This is a genomic window from Streptomyces sp. G45 (genome assembly GCF_049542095.1).
GTDB lineage: Bacteria > Actinomycetota > Actinomycetes > Streptomycetales > Streptomycetaceae > Streptomyces.
In genome coordinates this window covers 2785421-2804972 of the sequence record NZ_JBMUZU010000001.1, presented here as the reverse complement: position 1 = coordinate 2804972, position 19552 = coordinate 2785421, and the positions used below count along the sequence as shown (strand labels likewise).

Here is a 19552-nt window from a genome sequence, read left to right as displayed (position 1 = left end):
CTGGTCGGGTTATGGAAATCGTCATCCTCGCTGTAGTCATCGCCGTGGTCGTCCTCGGCGCGATCGGCGGGCTCGTCGTCGGCAGCCGCAAGAAGAAGTCGCTGCCCCCGGCCCAGGCCCCGTCGAGCACGCCCACCATCACCGCACCCCCGGCCGAGCCGCACGTCGGCGACGAGGCCGAGACGCCGCGCGACGAAGCGCGCCGCACGATCGAGGAGGTGGACCTGCCGGTCGCCGAGCCCTCGGCGTCCGCCCCCGTCGTGACCGAGGAGCCCGAGGCCCCCGAGGCCCCGGCCGCTCCGGAGATCGAGACCCCCGAGCCCACCGCGGGCCGCCTGGTGCGCCTGCGCACCCGCCTGTCCCGCTCGCAGAACGCGCTCGGCAAGGGCCTGCTGACCCTGCTCTCCCGGGAGCACCTGGACGAGGACACCTGGGAGGAGATCGAGGACACCCTCCTCACCGCCGACGTCGGCGTCGCCCCCACCCAGGAGCTGGTCGAGCGCCTGCGCGAGCGCGTCAAGGTACTCGGCACCCGCACCCCCGAAGAGCTGCGCGCCCTGCTGCGCGAGGAACTCCTGACCCTCGTCGGCACGGACCTCGACCGCACCGTCAAGACCGAGTCGGGCCTGGAGACCCCCGGCATCGTGATGGTCGTCGGCGTCAACGGCACCGGCAAGACCACCACCACCGGCAAGCTGGCCCGCGTCCTCGTCGCCGACGGCCGCACCGTCGTCCTCGGCGCCGCCGACACCTTCCGCGCCGCCGCCGCCGACCAGCTCCAGACCTGGGGCGAGCGCGTCGGCGCCCGCACCGTGCGCGGCCCCGAGGGCGGCGACCCCGCGTCCATCGCCTTCGACGCCGTCAAGGAGGGCATCGCCGACGGCGCCGACGTCGTCCTCATCGACACCGCCGGGCGCCTGCACACCAAGACCGGCCTCATGGACGAGCTGGGCAAGGTCAAGCGCGTCGTCGAGAAGCACGCCCCGCTCGACGAGGTCCTGCTCGTCCTCGACGCCACCACCGGCCAGAACGGCCTGGTGCAGGCCCGCGTCTTCGCCGAGGTCGTCGACATCACCGGCATCGTCCTGACCAAGCTCGACGGCACCGCCAAGGGCGGCATCGTCGTCGCGGTCCAGCGCGAGCTGGGCGTGCCGGTCAAGCTGGTGGGCCTCGGCGAGGGCGCCGACGACCTCGCGCCCTTCGAGCCCAAGGCGTTCGTCGATGCGCTTATCGGCGACTAGGCGCTCGCGCTTGGCGTGTGCCGTGTTGGGCGTGTGCCGCGGTGTGTCGTCGGTTGTCCGCGGCTGCGTTGTGGTTGGGCGCGCCGTTCCCCGCGCCCCTTCGGGGCGCGCCTGTACCGCGTACGCGAGAAAGGGCCCCGCTCCCCGGGGTGCAGCCGGGGGCCGGGGCCCTTTCGTGTGCGGCGCCGGAGCCTCACCCCGGCGACCGGTGCGCCACGTACGCCAGGGTGCCGAGGAGCAGGCGGGCGTGCGGCGGGTGGGTCGCCGAGTCCGGGTCGGGGGCGCGCAGCCAGCGGACCGGACCGAGGCCGCCGCGGTCCGACGGGGGTGCCGTGATGTACGCCCCCGGGCCGAGGGCGCCCAGGTCGAGGGCCGCGTCGTCCCAGCCCATGCGGTAGAGCAGCTGGGGCAGCTCCGCCGCGGCGCCCGGCGCCACCAGGAAGTGCGTACGCCCCTCCGGAGTGGCCGTCACCGGGCCGAGCGGCACCCCCATCCGCTCCAGCCGCACCAGCGCCCGCCGCCCCGCCGTCTCCGCCACCTCGATGACGTCGAACGCGCGGCCGACGGGCAGCATCACCGCCGCGCCCGGGAAGTGCCCCCAGGCCCGCGTCGCCTCGTCGAGCGTGGCCCCCGCCGGGACCTCCGGCGCGAAGTCGAGCGGATGGGCACCGGGGGCGGCGCAGTCGGGGACGCCGCAGGAACAGCGGCCGTCCTGGGCACGCGCCCCGGGCACCACCGCCCAGCCCCACAGGCCCGTGTACTCGGCGACCGCCGTGCCGCACTCGGAGGCGGCCGCGCGGCGCCGCCGCACCGCGGCACGCGGCTCCTTGTACTCCCGGGGCTGCCCCGGGTTCCGGTCCCGGTCCTCCTTGGCGGCCTGCCGCGTGCCGCGGTCCGTGTCCCTCGCCCACCGGGAGCCGGAATCCCCCGTCTCTCCGGCGGTCCCTCTGGTGCCGGAACGGTCACCGGAACGGGGCTCTTTGGTCCCCCGGATGCCGCCGATCGTGAAGCCCATGCCCCCTCCAACGGGTCGAGTGCGCCCTGGTTACGTGACGGATTCGGAACGTGACCCTGCGTCTGTGTCGTCGTTTGCCTGTCGTTCGGACGTCTCAAGGCGACTCTTGCCGAGTTCTGCCGCCTTCTGCCGCCCTGTGCCCACGGCGCTCGGGGGCTTCGTGGGTGGTACGCCCCGCGCCCCGCGCCCCTGTGTGCTCCGCTCCGCCTGCTGCCGGTTGTGGTGTGTCAAGTGAATCGCGTGCGGCGGGTCGGGAGTTCATTCGAAGGGGTGGCGAATGGTGGCGTTTCTGCGAACGCCCTCGCCGGAGGGGTGATCGTAGGATTACTTTCGGTACATGCCGCCGGAGGCTCGCGCACCCGTGGGTATGCCGGAGGCAAGTCGGATTCCCGTTCGACGAGTGGCATTCTCCGGACGGACCGCCGTAACGGGCGGCATTCTGTTAGGGCTTGACGTGAACCGCGTACAAGTGTCTTGAAGGATGGGGGCGTTCCAGTGGGCGGCAGTGGCGGAAGCGGTGCGAACGCTGAGAAGCGCCCCAATGAGATGCTCAGCTCGTGGTTCGTGCGCAGCGGCTGGTCCAAGGGCGAGCTGGCGCGCCAAGTGAACCGCAGAGCACGCCAGTTGGGCGCGCACCACATCTCGACGGACACCTCCCGGGTCCGCCGCTGGCTCGACGGTGAGAACCCCCGCGAGCCCATCCCGCGCATCCTCTCCGAGCTGTTCTCCGAGCGCTTCGGCTGCGTCGTCGCCGTCGAGGACCTCGGCCTGCGCGCCGCCCACAAGGCGCCCTCCGTCTCCGGCGTCGACCTGCCCTGGACCGGCCCCCAGACGGTCGCGCTGATCAGCGAGTTCAGCCGCAGCGACCTGATGCTGGCCCGGCGCGGCTTCCTCGGCACCTCGCTCGCCCTGTCCGCCGGGCCCTCCCTGATCGAGCCCATGCAGCGCTGGCTGGTGCCGGGCCCCTCCGCGCCCCAGACGGCCGAGCCGGACCCGCAGCAGCTCGCCTCGCGCCGCCCCGGCCGCCTGTCCAAACCCGAGATGGACCTCCTGGAGTCCACCACGGTGATGTTCCGCCAGTGGGACGCCCAGTGCGGCGGCGGCCTGCGCCGCAAGGCCGTCGTCGGCCAGCTGCACGAGGTCACCGACCTGCTCCAGGAGCCCCAGCCCGAGGCCACCGCCAAGCGCCTGTTCCGCGTCGCCGGTGAACTGGCCGAGCTGGCGGGCTGGATGAGCTACGACGTCGGCCTCCAGCCCACCGCCCAGAAGTACTTCGTCCTCGCCCTGCACGCCGCGAAGGAAGCGGGCGAGCGGCCCCTCGGCTCGTACATCCTCTCCAGCATGAGCCGCCAGATGATCCACCTCGGCCGCCCCGAGGACGCCCTGGAGCTCATCCACCTCGCGCAGTACGGCAGCCGCGACTGCGCCAGCCCCCGCACCCAGGCCATGCTGTATGCGATGGAGGCCCGCGCCTACGCCGGAATGGGCCAGCCGGGCCGCTGCAAGCGCGCCGTGCGGATGGCCGAGGACACCTTCGCCGACGCCGACGACTGGGACGAGCCGGAGCCCGACTGGATCCGCTTCTTCTCCGAGGCCGAGCTGAACGGCGAGAACGCCCACTCCTACCGCGACCTCGCCTATGTGGCGGGCCGCAGCCCCAGCTACGCCTCGCTCTCCGAGCCCGTCATGGCGCGCGCCGTCGAACTCTTCCAGCAGGACCCCGAGCACCAGCGGTCGTACGCGCTCAACCTCATCGGCATGGCCACCGTCCACCTGCTCCAGAAGGAGCCCGAGCACAGCGTCAAGCTCGCCCGCGAGGCCCTGGCCATCGCCAAGAAGGTCCGCTCGGAGCGGGTCAACACGCGCCTGCGCAAGACCGTCGACAACGCCGTCCGTGACTTCGGCGACGTACCGGACGTCGTCCAGCTGACCGAGCAGCTCGCCATCGAGATGCCGGACACCGTGGAGGCCGTCTGACGCCGTCCGCCCCGGCCGCCCGCACCCCCTGGACGGCCCGTGACGGCACGGCCCTCCCGGCCACTCCCGTGACCGCCCCGACCACCGCCCAACCGCCCGCCCACCGGTCCTCGTACCAGTCCTCGCACCGGCCCCGATGGCGGCCCCCACCGCTCCGGCCGCGGCAACCCATCCCGAACAAGTCCGACTCGGCTCCCCCACGCCAGGTCACCCGGATGGTCGCCGCGGCCGGGCAGTTTTCCGCCGCGGAGCTTCGGGAGGATATGTCCCGAACCCCGCGCGCACCTCGCAGTTCATGCACGCGTAACACGCCCGACCGCTTCGTCACCGCGGTGAAACACCGAGCGGCACTGGCCGAAACCGCGCTGGGACACCCTCGTGCGACATGACCGGCCCACCGCCCCCACCCCGCACGGGCCGCGTCCGCCGACTTCCGACGACGAGGTGACGCCGATGCCCCCAGGCAGCACGCTTGCCGCAGACGCCCCCCAGCTCTCCGCGGCCAACACCGGGTTCATGCTCATCTGTTCCGCCCTCGTGATGCTCATGACGCCCGGGCTCGCCTTCTTCTACGGCGGCATGGTCCGCGTCAAGAGCACCCTGAACATGCTGATGATGAGCTTCGTCAGCCTGGGCGTCGTCACCGTCCTGTGGGTGCTCTACGGCTTCTCCGCGGCCTTCGGCACCGACCACGGGGGCCTCATCGCCTGGAACTCCGACTACGTCGGCCTCAGCGGCATCGGCCTGACGGAGCTGTGGGACGGCTACACCGTCCCCGTGTACGTCTTCGCCGTGTTCCAGCTCATGTTCGCGATCATCACGCCCGCGCTGATCAGCGGCGCCCTCGCGGACCGCGTGAAGTTCACCGCCTGGGCCCTGTTCATCGCCCTGTGGGCCACGGTCGTGTACTTCCCCGTCGCCCACTGGGTCTGGGGCACCGGCGGCTGGGCCTTCGAACTCGGCGTGATCGACTTCGCGGGCGGCACGGCCGTGCACATCAACGCCGGTGCCGCCGCGCTCGGCGTGATCCTCGTCATCGGCAAGCGCGTCGGCTTCAAGAAGGACCCGATGCGCCCGCACAGCCTGCCGCTCGTCATGCTCGGCGCGGGGCTGCTCTGGTTCGGCTGGTTCGGCTTCAACGCCGGGTCCTGGCTCGGCAACGACGACGGCGTCGGCGCGCTGATGTTCGTCAACACCCAGGTCGCCACCGCCGCCGCCATGCTCGCCTGGCTGGTCTACGAGAAGCTGCGGCACGGCGCGTTCACCACGCTCGGCGCCGCCTCCGGGGCCGTCGCGGGCCTCGTCGCCATCACCCCCTCCGGCGGCTCCTGCTCCCCGCTCGGCGCCCTCGCCATCGGCGCGATCGCCGGAGTGCTGTGCGCCGTCGCCGTCGGCTGGAAGTTCAAGCTCGGGTACGACGACTCGCTCGACGTCATCGGCGTGCACCTCGTCGGCGGCGTCGCGGGCTCCCTGCTCGTCGGGTTCTTCGCCACCGGCGGCGGGCAGTCCACGGCGCAGGGCCTGTTCTACGGCGGCGGCCTCGGGCAGCTCGGCAAGCAGGCCGCGGGCGTCGGCGCCGTCCTCGCGTACTCCTTCGTCGTCTCCGCCGTGCTCGCCCTCCTCGTCGACAAGGCCATCGGGATGCGCGTCAGCGAGGACGAGGAGGTCGGCGGCATCGACCAGGTGCAGCACGCCGAGACCGCGTACGACTTCAGCGGCGCGGGCGGCGGAGTCGCGCCGCGCACCGCGGCCGCCGTGCCCGGCCCCGTCCAGGAGACCGCGTCGGCCACGCCTCACACGCCCCCCAAGAAGGTGGACGCATGAAGCTCATCACCGCCGTCGTCAAGCCGCACCGGCTCGACGAGATCAAGGAGGCCCTGCACGCCTTCGGAGTCCAGGGCCTGACCGTCACCGAGGCCAGCGGCTACGGACGCCAGCGCGGCCACACCGAGGTCTACCGAGGCGCCGAGTACACCGTCGACCTCGTACCGAAGGTCCGCGTCGAGGTGCTGGTCGAGGACGACGACGCCGAACAGCTCATGGACGTGATCGTGAAGGCCGCCCGCACCGGCAAGATCGGCGACGGCAAGGTCTGGAGCGTCCCCGTGGACACCGCCGTACGCGTACGGACGGGCGAACGCGGGCCGGACGCGCTGTGACGGCGCCCAGGACGCCGCACGGCGACCTGGTCCCGTAGGACGCGCTGACACACCGCGAGGAACTGAGGAACAGGAGCCGCCGGTGACGAGTGTGGACGAACGAACCGAGAAAGAAGACTCCGGACCCAGCGGCTACGCGGCGGCCCGGCTGCGCCTCCTCCAGGACGGGGCGCGGTCCGGGCCGCCGCGCCGTTCCGCGCTCGCCGGGCTGACCGACGGCTGGCTGCGCGGCCTGTTCGACGCGGCCCTCGCCGACCTCGGCGGCACCAGGCCGCGCGGCGCCGCGCTCGTCGCCGTCGGCGGCTACGGCAGAAGCGAGCTGTCGCCCCGCAGCGACCTCGACCTGCTCCTCCTCCACGACGGCGGCGCCGACCCCGGGACGCTCGCCGCCCTCGCCGACCGGCTCTGGTACCCCGTGTGGGACCTCGGGCTCGCCCTCGACCACTCCGTACGCACCCCCGGCGAGGCCCGCGCCACCGCCGCCGCCGACCTCAAGGCGCAGCTCGGCCTGCTCGACGCCCGGCACATCGCCGGAGACCCCGCGCTCACCACCGGCCTGCGCACCGCCGTCCTCGCCGACTGGCGCGACCAGGCCCCCAAGCGCCTGCCGCACCTGCGCGAGCTGTGCGAGGAGCGCGCCCGGCGCCACGGCGAACTCAGCCACCTCCTCGAACCCGACCTGAAGGAGGCCCGCGGCGGCCTGCGCGACGCCACCGCCCTGCGCGCCGTCGCCGCGTCCTGGCTCGCCGACGCGCCCCGCGAAGGCCTCGCCGACGCCCGCCGCGCCCTGCTCGACGTGCGCGACGCCCTGCACCTGGCCACCGGCCGCGCCACCGACCGGCTCACCCTCCAGGAACAGGACCAAGTCGCCGCCGCACTCGGCCTGCTGGACGCCGACGCGCTGCTGCGGCAGGTGTACGAGGCCGCCCGCACCCTCGCCTACGCGGGCGACGTCACCTGGCGCGAGGTGGGCCGCGTGCTGCGGGCCCGGAGCGCACGGCCCCGGCTGCGCGGACTGCTCGGCGGCGGCGCCCGGGCCACCGCCACGGAGCGGTCCCCGCTCGCCGAGGGCGTCGTCGAACAGGACGGCGAGGTGGTGCTCGCCCGCGCCGCGCGCCCCGAACGCGACCCGGTGCTGCCGCTGCGGGCCGCCGCCGCTGCCGCGCAGGCGGGCCTGCCGCTGTCCCGGCACGCGGTGCGCCACCTGGCCGCGGCGGTCCGGCCGCTGCCCACCCCCTGGCCCGCCGAGGCCCGCGAGCAACTCCTGACGCTGCTGGGCGCGGGGCGGCCGACCGTGCCGGTGTGGGAGGCGCTGGAGGCGGAGGGCCTGATCACCCGCCTGCTGCCCGACTGGGAGCGGGTGCGCTGCCGTCCCCAGCGCAACGCCGTGCACACCTGGACCGTCGACCGGCACCTGGTCGAGACCGCCGTCCGCGCCGCCGCCCTCACCCGCCGCGTGGGGCGCCCCGACCTGCTCCTGATGGCCGCGCTCCTGCACGACATCGGCAAGGGCTGGCCCGGCGACCACGCGGTCGCGGGGGAGACCATCGCGCGGGACGTGGCGGCCCGCGTCGGCTTCGACCCGTCCGACACCGCCGTGCTCGCCCGCCTCGTACGCCACCACCTCCTCCTCGTCGAGACCGCGACACGGCGCGACCTCGACGACCCGGCGACGGTGACGCAGGTCGCGGAGGCCGTCGGCTCCCCGGGCACCCTGGAACTCCTGCACGCGCTCACCGAGGCCGACGCGCTCGCCACCGGGCCCGCCGCCTGGTCCTCCTGGCGCGGTTCGCTCGTCGCGGACCTGGTGAAGCGGGTCGGCGCGGTGCTCGCCGGGGACGAGCCGGAGGGCGGCGCCGACGAGCCACCGGCCCGCGCGGAGCAGGAGCGGCTCGCCGTGGAGGCCCACCGCACGGGCGGGCCGGTCCTGTCGCTGCGCGGCCACGCCGAGGAGCCGTTCGAGGGGCTGGGAGTGGAACTGCTCATCGTGGTGCCGGACCAGCCGGGCGTCCTCGCGGCCGCCGCCGGGGTCCTCGCCCTGCACCGCCTGACCGTCCGCGCCGCCGAACTGCGGGCGCTCACCCTGCCGGAGGAGGTCGACGGCACCGGCGGGCCGGTCCTGCTGCTCGACTGGCGGGTGGCCGCCGAGTACGGCTCCCTGCCCCAGGCCGCCCGGCTCCGCGCCGACCTCGCACGGGCCCTCGACGGCTCCCTGGACATCGCGGCCCGCCTCGCGGAACGGGACGCGGCCCACCCCCGGCGGCGCGGCGTCACACCCCCGCCGCCCCGCGTCACCGTCGCCCCCGCGGGCTCCCGCCGCGCCACGGTCATCGAGGTCCGCGCCCAGGACGCCCCGGGGCTGCTGCACCGCATCGGGGTCGCGCTTGAGGGGGCGGGGGTACGGGTGCGCAGCGCGCACATCAGCACGCTCGGGGCGAACGCGGTGGACGCCTTCTACGTCACCGGGGCGGACGGGTCACCCCTGCCGGGGGAGGAGGCGGCCTCGGTGGCCCGAATCCTGGAGGAGACGCTGAGGAGTTCCAGCCCGTCCGGCGTCTGAGGACGAGCCGCGAAGCGGCGATGAACGGGGGTGCCAGGGGGCTGGCCCCCTGGTTTCGGGAAAGGGGCGGGCCTGGGGCGCCCCCGCGAGGCGAAGCCCCGGCTGGCGACAGGTGGGGACACCCCGCTTGCCGGGCCGGATACCCTGGAGGGCGACGCAAACCCGCTCCCGACTCCGAGGACCGACGCCGCCGTGTTCGACACTCTCTCCGATCGCCTCGCAGCCACCTTCAAGACCCTCCGGGGCAAGGGTCGGCTCTCCGAGGCGGACATCGACGCCACGGCGCGCGAGATCCGTATCGCCCTGCTGGAAGCGGACGTGGCGCTGCCGGTCGTCCGCGCCTTCATCAAGCAGGTCAAGGAGCGCGCGGCGGGCGCCGAGGTCTCGCAGGCCCTGAACCCCGCCCAGCAGGTCATCAAGATCGTCAACGAGGAGCTGATCGGCATCCTCGGCGGTGAGACCCGCCGCCTCCGCTTCGCCAAGCAGCCGCCGACCGTCATCATGCTCGCCGGTCTCCAGGGCGCCGGTAAGACCACGCTCGCCGGAAAGCTCGGCCGCTGGCTGAAGGCGCAGGGCCACTCCCCGCTGCTCGTGGCCTGCGACCTCCAGCGCCCGAACGCCGTGAACCAGCTGAGCGTCGTCGCCGAGCGCGCGGGCGTCGGCGTCTACGCCCCGCAGCCGGGCAACGGCGTGGGCGACCCGGTCCAGGTCGCCAAGGACTCCATCGAGTACGCGAAGACCAAGGTCCACGACGTCGTCATCGTCGACACCGCGGGCCGCCTCGGCATCGACCAGGAGCTGATGCAGCAGGCCGCGGACATCCGCGACGCCGTCAGCCCGGACGAGGTCCTGTTCGTCGTCGACGCCATGATCGGTCAGGACGCGGTCAACACGGCGGAGGCGTTCCGCGACGGCGTCGGCTTCGACGGCGTGGTGCTCTCCAAGCTCGACGGCGACGCCCGCGGTGGCGCGGCCCTGTCGATCGCGCACGTCACCGGCCGCCAGATCATGTTCGCGTCGAACGGCGAGAAGCTGGACGACTTCGACGCGTTCCACCCGGACCGGATGGCGTCCCGCATCCTCGGCATGGGCGACATGCTCACGCTGATCGAGAAGGCCGAGCAGACCTTCTCGCAGCAGGAGGCCGAGAAGATGGCCTCCAAGCTGGCCTCCAAGAAGGGCCAGGACTTCACGCTCGATGACTTCCTGGCCCAGATGGAGCAGGTCAGGAAGATGGGCAGCATCAGCAAGCTGCTCGGGATGCTGCCGGGCATGGGCCAGATCAAGGACCAGATCAACAACCTGGACGAGCGGGACGTCGACCGCACGGCCGCCATCATCAAGTCGATGACGCCGGGCGAACGCCAGGACCCGACGATCATCAACGGCTCGCGCCGGGCCCGTATCGCCAAGGGCTCCGGTGTCGAGGTCAGCGCGGTGAAGAACCTGGTCGAGCGGTTCTTCGAGGCCCGCAAGATGATGTCCCGGATGGCCCAGGGCGGCGGCATGCCGGGGATGCCCGGGATGCCGGGCATGGGCGGCGGTCCGGGTCGGCAGAAGAAGAAGCAGAAGCAGGCCAAGGGCAAGCAGCGCTCCGGCAACCCGATGAAGCGCAAGCAGCAGGAGCAGGAGGCCGCCGCGCGGCGCGCCGCGGCCGAGGAGGCGGCGGCGGGCGGAGCGTTCGGGCTGCCGCAGAGCGGTCAGGGCGGCAAAGACTTCGAGCTGCCGGAGGAGTTCAAGAAGTTCATGGGCTGAGCCCGGCTCGTTCCGTACGTCACCTGGGGCGTCCCTTCCGTCGGGAGGGGCGCCCCAGGCGTTTCCCGCGCGGGTGCCGGTGCCGCTCTTGTGTCGTAACGTCCGCTTATGAGCAACCCCGTGCCGCCGCGCCAGAAGCCCGAGCAGCCCTGGCGCTCAGAGGGCGCGCCCGAGCCGGAGCCGGGGCCGCCGCCGAAGCGGAAGATGCCGGGCGGCTGGCCGGGGCTCATCCTCACCGCCCTGATCGTGTACCTGATCGCCAACCTCGTGCTGTCGTTCTTCAACGAGGGCGACGAGCCGACGATCTCGTACACGGAGTTCAGCAAGCAGGTCGACGACGGCAACGTGTCGAAGATCTACTCCAAGGGCGACGCCATCCAGGGGCAGCTCAAGAAGGAGCGCGAGGACCCGGACGGCGGAGGGAACTACACCAAGTTCACGACGCAGCGGCCCGCGTTCGCCGACGACAAGCTGTGGGAGGACCTGACCAAGAACAAGGTCACGGTCACGGCGGAGCCGGTGGTGCGGGAGCGCAGCTTCCTGGCCAACCTGCTGATCTCGCTCGCGCCGATGCTGCTGCTGGTGGCGCTGTGGATCTTCATCGCGCGGCGGATGGCGTCGGGGATGGGCGGCGCGGGCGGCATGCTGGGCCGCAAGCAGCCGCCGAAGCCGGTGGAGCTGGAGCCGGGCGAGAAGCGGACGACGTTCGCGGACGTCGCGGGCATCGACGAGGTCGAGGGCGAGCTGAACGACGTCGTCGACTTCCTGAAGAACCCCGAGGCGTACCGGAAGATGGGCGCGCGGATGCCGGGCGGCGTGCTGCTCGCCGGGCCGCCCGGCACCGGCAAGACGCTGCTGGCGCGGGCCGTGGCGGGCGAGGCGGGGGTGCCGTTCTTCTCGGCGTCGGCCTCCGAGTTCATCGAGATGATCGTGGGCGTCGGGGCCTCGCGCGTGCGGGAGCTGTTCGCGGAGGCCCGCAAGGTCGCGCCCGCGATCATCTTCATCGACGAGATCGACACCATCGGGCGGGCGCGCGGCGGCGGCAGCGGCATGGGCGGGCACGACGAGCGCGAGCAGACCCTGAACCAGATCCTCACCGAGATGGACGGCTTCTCCGGTTCGGAGGGCGTGATCGTCATCGCGGCCACCAACCGGGCCGACATCCTGGACCCGGCCCTGACCCGGCCGGGCCGCTTCGACCGGATCGTGAACGTCTCGCCGCCCGACCGCGGCGGCCGCGAGGCCATCCTGAAGATCCACACGCGGGCGATCCCGCTGGCCCCCGACGTGGACCTCGCCCAGGTCGCCCGCACCACTCCGGGCATGACCGGCGCCGACCTGGCGAACCTCGCCAACGAGGCCGCGCTGCTCGCCGTGAAGCGCCAGCAGACCGCCGTCACGCGGGCCGACCTCTCCGAAGCGCTGGAGAAGGTCCAGCTGGGTGCCGAGCGTCCGCTGGTGATGCCCGACGAGGAGCGGCGCCGCACCGCGTACCACGAGAGCGGGCACGCCCTGCTCGGCATGCTCCAGCCGGGCGCCGACCCCGTCCGCAAGATCACCATCGTGCCGCGCGGCCGCGCCCTCGGCGTCACGCTCTCCACGCCGGACGCCGACAAGTACGCGTACACCGAGGAGTACCTGCGCGGCCGCATCATCGGCGCCCTCGGCGGCATGGCCGCCGAGCAGGTCGTGTACGGGGTGATCACGACCGGTGCCGAGAACGACCTGGAGCAGGTCACGAACATCGCGCGCGGCATGGTCGCCCGCTGGGGCATGAGCGAGCGCGTGGGCCGTCTGTCGGCGCTGCCGAACGACGCCCAGCAGGCGTACGGCCTGGCCGCCGCTCCGGAGACGCTGGACACCATCGACGGCGAGATGCGCCGCATCGTGGACGAGTGCTACGAGAGCGCCTGCCGTCAACTGCGGGACCACCGCGCCCAGTTGGACGCCCTGGCCGAGGCGCTGCTGGCGAACGAGACCCTGGAGGAGGCCGACGCCTACCGGGTGGCGGGGATCACCCGCCTCTCCAAGGAGGGCTGAGGTGTGGGGGGCGTCTCCGTAGGGGGGCCTTGTGGGCTGTCTCTACGGAAGGGCCGTCTCTACGGAGGGGCCGTCTCTACGGAGGAGGGCTGTCTCTTCGTAGGGAGGCGTCCCCTGGCTTGGGCGGTCTGTGTGTCGGTCTGTGTGCCGGTCTGTGTGCCGGTCTCTCTGTCGGTCTCTCCGTAGGGGCGGTGTGCGCGCGGGAGGGCCGGGGCGGGCGACGGGTGCGTAGGGGGTGGCTACGGTCTAGCGCGTACGGGCGATGAGGTAGCGGAACACGTTGGGCATCCACACCGTTCCGTCGCGGCGCTGATGCGGATGCAGGGCCTCGGTCAGCTCCTTGTCGACCTGCTCCTGGTCCGTCGCGCCGACCGCCGCGTCGAACAGGCCCGTGGACAGCAGTCCGCGTACGGCGCTGTCCATGTCGGCGTACCCGAAGGGGCAGGCGACGCGGCCCGAGCCGTCCGGCTTGAGGCCCGCGCGCTGCGCGACCTCCTCCAGGTCGTCGCGGCACGCGGGGCGCCAGCCGCGCGGATGCCGCAGCGGATCGGCCAGCTTCGTCGCCACCCGCAGCACCGAAGAGGTGGCGCAGCGCTCCGGAGGGCCCCATCCGGCGAGGACCACCGCCGCGCCGTGCTCGGCCAGGGGCGCGGCCGACTCCAGGAGGGCCGACAGCTCCTCCGCGTCGCCCGTGGCGCAGCCGATCGGCTGGAAAGCGGTGACCAGGGTGTACTCCGGTGCGTCGAGGGCGGTGGCCGCCTCGGGGGCGCCTTCGACGAGCCGGGTGCCGCGCGGGGCCGCCGCCGGGTCGGGCAGCAGCCGCTCCCGGGCGAGCGCGAGGCGTTCCGGCGCCGACGGTTCTACGCCCGTGACGGCCGCGCCGCGCGCCGCCGCCATCAGCAGGGCGAGGCCGGAGCCGCAGCCGAGGTCGAGCAGCCGGGTGCCGCGGCCCACTTCGAGCCGCTCGTACACCGCCTCCACCAGCGGGACCAGCATCCTCTCCTGGATCTCCGCCCAGTCGCGCGCGCGTGCGCACCGGTCCACGCGCGGGGGCGCGCCCGCACGCGGAAGCTGTGACTGCACGAGCGTAGGTGTCATCGAAAGCGCCCCAATCCGCCGAGAGTCGGCGATCTGATTCCGACGATTCGTCCGCCCCCAAGACGTGCGGTCGCACTTCCCCCGTATGCCAGGGAACTCCGCTTCCGTCGTGGCGTCCAGAGGTTGTCCGGCAATGCTTGCGTGCCCCCGTCGTGCGCCCCCGCGAGGCGGAAAATCCCCGGCCCTTCCGGCGGCCCGGACGTAGCATGCGCGCCATGGCAAAGGCACCCGTACTCACGCCCAGGGCGGACGACTTCCCGCGCTGGTACCAGGATCTGGTCAGCAAGGCCGAGCTCGCCGACAACGGCCCGGTGCGCGGCACCATGGTGATCCGGCCGTACGGCTACGGCCTGTGGGAGCGGATGCAGCGGGACCTGGACGCCCGCATCCGCGAGACCGGCACCGAGAACGCGTACTTCCCGCTGCTCATCCCGCAGTCCTACCTGGCCCGCGAGGCCGAGCACGTGGAGGGCTTCGCCCCGGAGCTGGCCGTCGTCACGCACGGCGGCGGCAAGGAGCTGGAAGAGCCGGTCGTGGTCCGGCCCACGTCGGAGACCATCGTCAACGAGTACTTCGCCAAGTGGGTGCAGAGCTACCGGGATCTGCCGCTGCTCATCAACCAGTGGGCCAACGTGGTGCGTTGGGAGCTGCGGCCGCGCCTTTTCCTGCGGACGTCGGAGTTCCTGTGGCAGGAGGGCCACACCGCGCACGCGACGTACGAGGAGGCGCGCGACTTCGCCGCGCGGATCCAGAGGGACGTGTACGGCGCGTTCCTGCGGGACGTCCTCGCCATGGACTTCGTGCTCGGCCGCAAGACCGCCAAGGAGCGCTTCGCGGGCGCCATCAACACCCTGACGCTGGAAGGGATGATGGGCGACGGCAAGGCCCTCCAGCTCGGGACGAGCCATGAGCTGGGGCAGAACTTCGCCCGCGCCTTCGACACCCGGTACCTGTCCAAGGACGGCACCCAGGAACTGGTCTGGCAGACCTCCTGGGGCGCCACGACCCGCCTGGTCGGCGCCCTGGTGATGATGCACGGCGACGACGACGGGCTGCGCGTGCCGCCGCGCCTCGCGCCCGTGCAGGCCGTGGTCCTCGCCGTCAAGGACGACCCGGAGGTGCTCGCCGCGGTCCGCGAGACCGGCGAGCGCCTTACGGCGGCGGGCGTGCGCGTCCGCGTCGACGACCGCACGGACACGCCGTTCGGGCGGCGCGCCGTCGACTGGGAGCTGAAGGGCGTCCCGGTGCGCGTGGAGATCGGCCCGCGCGACGTGCGGAACGGCACCGCGATGCTGGTGCGCCGCATCGGGGGCGGCAAGGAGCCGGTCGCCCTGGACGCCCTCGCGGCCCTGGTGCCCGCCGCCCTCGACGCCGGTCAGGAGGCGCTGCGCGCCGAGGCGCGGGCCCGCCGCGAGTCCCGTACGGCCGATGTGACCAGCGTCGACGCCGCCGTGGAGGCCGCGGCCGCGGGCGGCTGGGCGCGGATTCCGTGGGCGGCGCTCGGAGCGGAGGGCGAGGCGCGGCTCGGGGAGCACGGGGTGACCGTACGGTGTCTGGTCACGGAGGACGGGGCGGTGCCGGACGCCGAGGACGCACCCGGTAACGTCGCCCTTGTGGCCCGCGCCTACTGAGATCCCGGGTTCCGGCTCGGCCGCCTCTCCGGGGTGTCGGGGCGCGTGTACGGGTGCCGCGGGACGCCGTTCGCCCCTTACGCTCCGGCGTGCGCGGTTGACCTAAGCGCCGGGGCGTACGCGCCACTACGTACCGGCTTGATGTGAGCTGCGAGGCTTCTCCGCAGATCAGCGCACCCGCCCTCGTCCGGACGCATCAACGGCAACTGACGGGTAAGTGCAAATTATTTGAGATGCCCCGGAATGGAACCCGGAGGCACCCCGGCTCGTTGTCACGACGTGAGCACGACACCACCTGTTCTCGCCGCAGAGCTGGCACAGGCGTGGGCCGATATTCAGCGGCACCACCCTGAGCTGCCGGACCTAGCCGCGCCCGAATCCCTGATCGGAGAGTCGTCGTCCGCCTGTGGCGCCGAGCTCTCCTTCGAGCGACTGCTGCATGAAGCAGTCCACGGCATCGCCGCCGCCCGAGGTGTGCGCGACACCTCACGCGCGGGCCGCTATCACAACCGCAGATTCCTCGCGATCGCCGAGGAGTTGGGCCTGGACCATCCCGAGGAGCCGCATCCGAGCAGCGGCTTCTCCCTGGTCACGCTCAACCCCGAGGCGAAGAAGCGCTACCGCCCCACCATGGAGCGGCTGCACCGCGCCCTGAAGGCGCACACGGCCGCGACCACCGCGGACACCTCCCGCACGTTCCGCGGCCCCGCCGCCCGGCACGGCTCATCGGGCGGCGGCGTCCGCGTGAAGGCCGTCTGCGACTGCGGGCGCAACGTCCGCGTCGTGCCGTCCGTGCTGGCCCAGGCGCCGATCATGTGCGGCGGCTGCGGCAAGCCCTTCCGCATCCCGGAGGTGGTGGGAGCGGGCATGCGCTGACTGGGCACCAGCGGGCCCCACCCCACAGGGCACCCTCTCGCCCCACCCACAAGCCCCGCCCGGACCCCACCCGGCCCCCGGACGGGCCACACCCGCACCGACGGGGCCCCACCCGGCCCCGACGGGGCCGCACCCGGCCGCGAACGGGCCACATCCGGCACGGACCGGCGCACGACCGGCCGAGGGCCGCACACATCCAGCACCGGACGGGCTCCTCACAGCCCGTCCGGCGTTTGAGGACGAGCGCGCCAGCGCGACCAACGAGGCCGCGGGGCAGCCCACCGCCAAGGGGCAGCGCCAGCCCCGGCAGGAGGCGCCCCCGCCAGGGACGGCGCCAGCGTGTGGCACAATGGCTAGCTGTACTCGACAGCCGCACAGGACCCCTCTCTCCTCCGGCTGACGCGTCCATCGGGCCACTCGGGTACCGCAACCCCACGCGGCATCTCGTTGTGCCCCACCACGTCAAACCAGGAGAACCCACTCCCGTGGCAGTCAAGATCAAGCTGAAGCGTCTGGGCAAGATCCGTTCGCCTCACTACCGCATCGTCGTCGCCGACTCCCGTACCCGCCGTGACGGCCGGGCCATCGAGGAGATCGGTCTGTACCACCCGGTGCAGAACCCGTCGCGCATCGAGGTCAACGCCGAGCGCGTGGCGTACTGGCTCTCCGTCGGCGCCCAGCCGACCGAGCCCGTTCTCGCCATCCTGAAGAAGACCGGCGACTGGCAGAAGTTCAAGGGCGAGCCCGCCCCGGCGCCGCTGCTGCAGCCGGAGCCGAAGGCCGCGCGTCCGACCTTCGACGCCGTGAGCACCGAGGACGAGCCCAAGGGCGAGGCCATCACGCAGAAGGCCAAGAAGGCCGACAAGAAGGCGGACGAGGCCAAGGCCGAGTCCGCTGAGTCGACCGAGGCCTGAGCATGCTCGAGGAGGCTCTTGAGCACCTCGTGAAGGGCATCGTCGACAACCCCGACGACGTGCGGGTCGCTTCGCGCAACCTGCGCCGCGGGCGCGTCCTCGAAGTCCGGGTCCACCCGGACGACCTGGGCAAGGTGATCGGCCGCAACGGCCGTACCGCCCGCGCCCTGCGCACCGTCGTGGGTGCCATCGGCGGCCGTGGTGTCCGCGTCGACCTCGTCGACGTCGACCAGGTCCGCTGAATCGCACGTAGCACCGGCTCGGGCCGGGGAGGGCTTCTGGGCCCTTCCCGGCCCGCGCTCGTTGGGGCCGCGCCCCAGTCGTAGGTAGGGACAGGAGAGACACCAGTGCAGCTCGTAGTCGCGCGGATCGGCCGCGCCCACGGCATCAAGGGCGAGGTCACCGTCGAGGTGCGCACCGACGAGCCGGAGCTGCGGCTCGCCCCCGGCGCCGTCCTCGCCACCGACCCCGCGGGCAGGGGACCGCTCACCATCGAGACCGGCCGTGTGCACAGCGGCCGCCTGCTGCTGCGCTTCGCGGGCGTCAGCGACCGCAACGGCGCCGAGGCGCTGCGCAACACCCTGCTCATCGCCGAGGTCGACCCCGACGAGCTGCCCGAGGACGAGGACGAGTTCTACGACCACCAGCTGATGGACCTCGACGTCGTCACCGCCGACGGCACCGAGGTCGGCCGCATCACGGAGATCTCCCACCTGCCCTCGCAGGACCTGTTCATCGTGGAGCGGCCCGACGGCAGCGAGGTCATGATCCCGTTCGTCGAGGAGATCGTCACCGAGATCGACCTGGAGGCGCAGCGGGCCGTCATCACCCCGCCCCCCGGGCTCATCGACGACCGCGCGGAGATCGCCTCCGCACGGGACGCCGACGGCGACTCCCGGAGCGAGGGCGACGCCTGATGCGGCTCGACGTCGTCACGATCTTCCCCGAGTACCTGGAGCCCCTGAACGTCTCGCTCGTCGGCAAGGCCCGCGCGCGCGGGCGCCTCGACGTCCACGTGCACGACCTGCGGGAGTGGACCCACGACCGGCACAACACGGTCGACGACACCCCCTACGGCGGCGGCCCCGGCATGGTCATGAAGACCGAGCCCTGGGGCGAGGCCCTCGACCAGGTGCTCGCCGACGGGTACGAGGCCGGGCAGTCGGCCCCCGCCCTGGTCGTCCCCACGCCCAGCGGCCGCCCCTTCACCCAGGAGCTCGCCGTCGAGCTGTCCGAGCGCCCCTGGCTGGTCTTCACGCCCGCGCGCTACGAAGGCATCGACCGCCGCGTCATCGACGAGTACGCGACCCGGATGCCGGTCTACGAGGTGTCCATCGGCGACTACGTCCTCGCGGGCGGGGAAGCCGCCGTCCTCGTCGTCACGGAGGCCGTGGCCCGGCTGCTGCCCGGTGTCCTCGGCAACGCCGAGTCCCACCGGGACGACTCCTTCGCCCCCGGAGCGATGGCCAACCTCCTGGAGGGGCCGGTGTACACCAAGCCGCCCGAGTGGCGCGGCCGGGGCATCCCCGAGGTCCTGCTCAGCGGGCACCACGGCAAGATCGCGCGCTGGCGCCGCGACGAGGCCCTGCGCCGCACCACCCGGAACCGGCCCGACCTGATCGAGCGCTGCGACGCCTCGGCCTTCGACAAGAAGGACCGGGAGATGCTCTCCATCCTGGGCTGGGAGCCCGAGCCCGGTGGCCGATTTTGGCGCAGGGTGAAGGCCGTGGAAGAATAGACCGCTGCCGTCCGTCCAGCGTGCGCCCCTGCCACAGGGGGACACGACGCCCGCCCGACGCGACCGGCCGCCTTCCGCACCGCGAGCAGTCGCGCCTCCCGCGCGCCTCACGCACGTACGGAAGCACCGAACTCATCACGACATACCGCTGATGACCTGTGGCATCAGCGAGGAAGCAGACGATCATGTCCCACCTGCTCGACTCCGTCGACGCCGCGTCGCTGCGCAGCGACATCCCGGCCTTCCGCCCGGGTGACACCGTCAACGTCCACGTCCGCGTCATCGAGGGCAACCGCTCTCGTGTGCAGCAGTTCAAGGGCGTCGTCATCCGCCGCCAGGGCGCCGGTGTCCGCGAGACCTTCACGGTCCGCAAGGTCTCGTTCTCCGTCGGCGTCGAGCGCACCTTCCCGGTGCACACCCCGATCGTCGAGAAGATCGAGCTGGTCACCAAGGGCGACGTCCGTCGCGCCAAGCTGTACTACCTGCGCGACCTGCGCGGCAAGGCCGCGAAGATCAAGGAGAAGCGCGAGAACTGAGCCGTCGCGCGG

Annotated in this window: 16 protein-coding genes; 14 read left to right on the top strand and 2 right to left on the bottom strand. The window is 72.8% G+C overall.

Annotation, left to right across the window (positions count from 1 at the left end):
• The first annotated feature begins 11 nt into the window (after positions 1–11).
• Positions 12–1241, top strand: coding sequence for a signal recognition particle-docking protein FtsY (ftsY, locus tag ACOBQU_RS11075; protein WP_423626217.1), 1230 nt, complete (start codon positions 12–14; stop codon positions 1239–1241).
• 193 nt (positions 1242–1434) lie between these two features.
• Here the strand turns inward: ftsY and ACOBQU_RS11070 are convergent, their stop codons facing one another.
• Positions 1435–2256 (bottom strand): bifunctional DNA primase/polymerase, encoded by an 822-nt coding sequence (locus ACOBQU_RS11070; protein WP_423626216.1) that lies wholly within the window; start codon positions 2254–2256, stop codon positions 1435–1437.
• Positions 2257–2751: 495 nt separating this feature from the next.
• Between ACOBQU_RS11070 and ACOBQU_RS11065 the strand changes: the two genes are divergently transcribed.
• The 6 genes from ACOBQU_RS11065 (at position 2752) to ftsH (ending at position 12747) form a co-directional block, all read left to right on the top strand.
• The gene (locus ACOBQU_RS11065; RefSeq protein WP_423626215.1) at positions 2752–4233 is read left to right on the top strand and encodes a hypothetical protein; all 1482 of its coding nucleotides are present in this window, start codon (positions 2752–2754) and stop codon (positions 4231–4233) included.
• Between the two features lie 453 nt (positions 4234–4686).
• Positions 4687–6057 carry an ammonium transporter gene (locus tag ACOBQU_RS11060; RefSeq protein ID WP_423626214.1) on the top strand — a complete coding sequence of 457 codons (1371 nt, stop codon included), beginning with the start codon at positions 4687–4689 and terminating at the stop codon, positions 6055–6057.
• Positions 6054–6392: a P-II family nitrogen regulator gene (locus ACOBQU_RS11055; protein WP_423626212.1), complete on the top strand. Its 339-nt coding sequence runs from the start codon at positions 6054–6056 to the stop codon at positions 6390–6392. Before ACOBQU_RS11060 ends, ACOBQU_RS11055 begins: the two co-directional genes overlap by 4 nt.
• 82 nt (positions 6393–6474) lie before the next feature.
• Entirely contained in the window at positions 6475–8952 is a 2478-nt protein-coding gene (locus tag ACOBQU_RS11050) for a [protein-PII] uridylyltransferase (protein ID WP_423626211.1), read from the top strand.
• A 192-nt stretch (positions 8953–9144) separates the two neighbouring features.
• Positions 9145–10707 (top strand): signal recognition particle protein, encoded by a 1563-nt coding sequence (gene ffh, locus ACOBQU_RS11045; protein WP_423626209.1) that lies wholly within the window; start codon positions 9145–9147, stop codon positions 10705–10707.
• Between the two features lie 108 nt (positions 10708–10815).
• Entirely contained in the window at positions 10816–12747 is a 1932-nt protein-coding gene (gene ftsH, locus ACOBQU_RS11040) for an ATP-dependent zinc metalloprotease FtsH (RefSeq protein WP_423626208.1), read from the top strand.
• A gap of 246 nt (positions 12748–12993) precedes the next feature.
• Here ftsH and ACOBQU_RS11035 read toward each other — a convergent pair whose 3' ends face one another.
• Positions 12994–13845 (bottom strand): class I SAM-dependent methyltransferase, encoded by an 852-nt coding sequence (locus ACOBQU_RS11035; protein WP_423626206.1) that lies wholly within the window; start codon positions 13843–13845, stop codon positions 12994–12996.
• A 215-nt stretch (positions 13846–14060) separates the two neighbouring features.
• Between ACOBQU_RS11035 and proS the strand changes: the two genes are divergently transcribed.
• From proS to rplS, 7 genes are all read left to right on the top strand, one after another.
• Positions 14061–15476, top strand: coding sequence for a proline--tRNA ligase (gene proS / locus ACOBQU_RS11030; RefSeq protein WP_423626204.1), 1416 nt, complete (start codon positions 14061–14063; stop codon positions 15474–15476).
• Positions 15477–15719: 243 nt separating this feature from the next.
• Complete coding sequence (locus tag ACOBQU_RS11025; RefSeq protein WP_423626202.1) at positions 15720–16352, top strand: hypothetical protein; 633 nt, start codon at positions 15720–15722, stop codon at positions 16350–16352.
• A gap of 485 nt (positions 16353–16837) precedes the next feature.
• Positions 16838–17266 carry a 30S ribosomal protein S16 gene (gene rpsP / locus ACOBQU_RS11020; RefSeq protein ID WP_423626200.1) on the top strand — a complete coding sequence of 143 codons (429 nt, stop codon included), beginning with the start codon at positions 16838–16840 and terminating at the stop codon, positions 17264–17266.
• A gap of 2 nt (positions 17267–17268) precedes the next feature.
• Entirely contained in the window at positions 17269–17508 is a 240-nt protein-coding gene (locus ACOBQU_RS11015) for an RNA-binding protein (protein ID WP_138962065.1), read from the top strand.
• 105 nt (positions 17509–17613) lie between these two features.
• A complete protein-coding gene (gene rimM / locus ACOBQU_RS11010) occupies positions 17614–18183 on the top strand; it encodes a ribosome maturation factor RimM (RefSeq protein ID WP_423626197.1) in 570 nt (189 codons plus the stop codon).
• Positions 18183–19004, top strand: a complete 822-nt coding sequence (gene trmD / locus ACOBQU_RS11005) for a tRNA (guanosine(37)-N1)-methyltransferase TrmD (RefSeq protein WP_423626195.1) — start codon at positions 18183–18185, stop codon at positions 19002–19004. Before rimM ends, trmD begins: the two co-directional genes overlap by 1 nt.
• 185 nt (positions 19005–19189) lie before the next feature.
• The gene (gene rplS, locus ACOBQU_RS11000; RefSeq protein WP_189956174.1) at positions 19190–19540 is read left to right on the top strand and encodes a 50S ribosomal protein L19; all 351 of its coding nucleotides are present in this window, start codon (positions 19190–19192) and stop codon (positions 19538–19540) included.
• Positions 19541–19552: the final 12 nt, after the last annotated feature.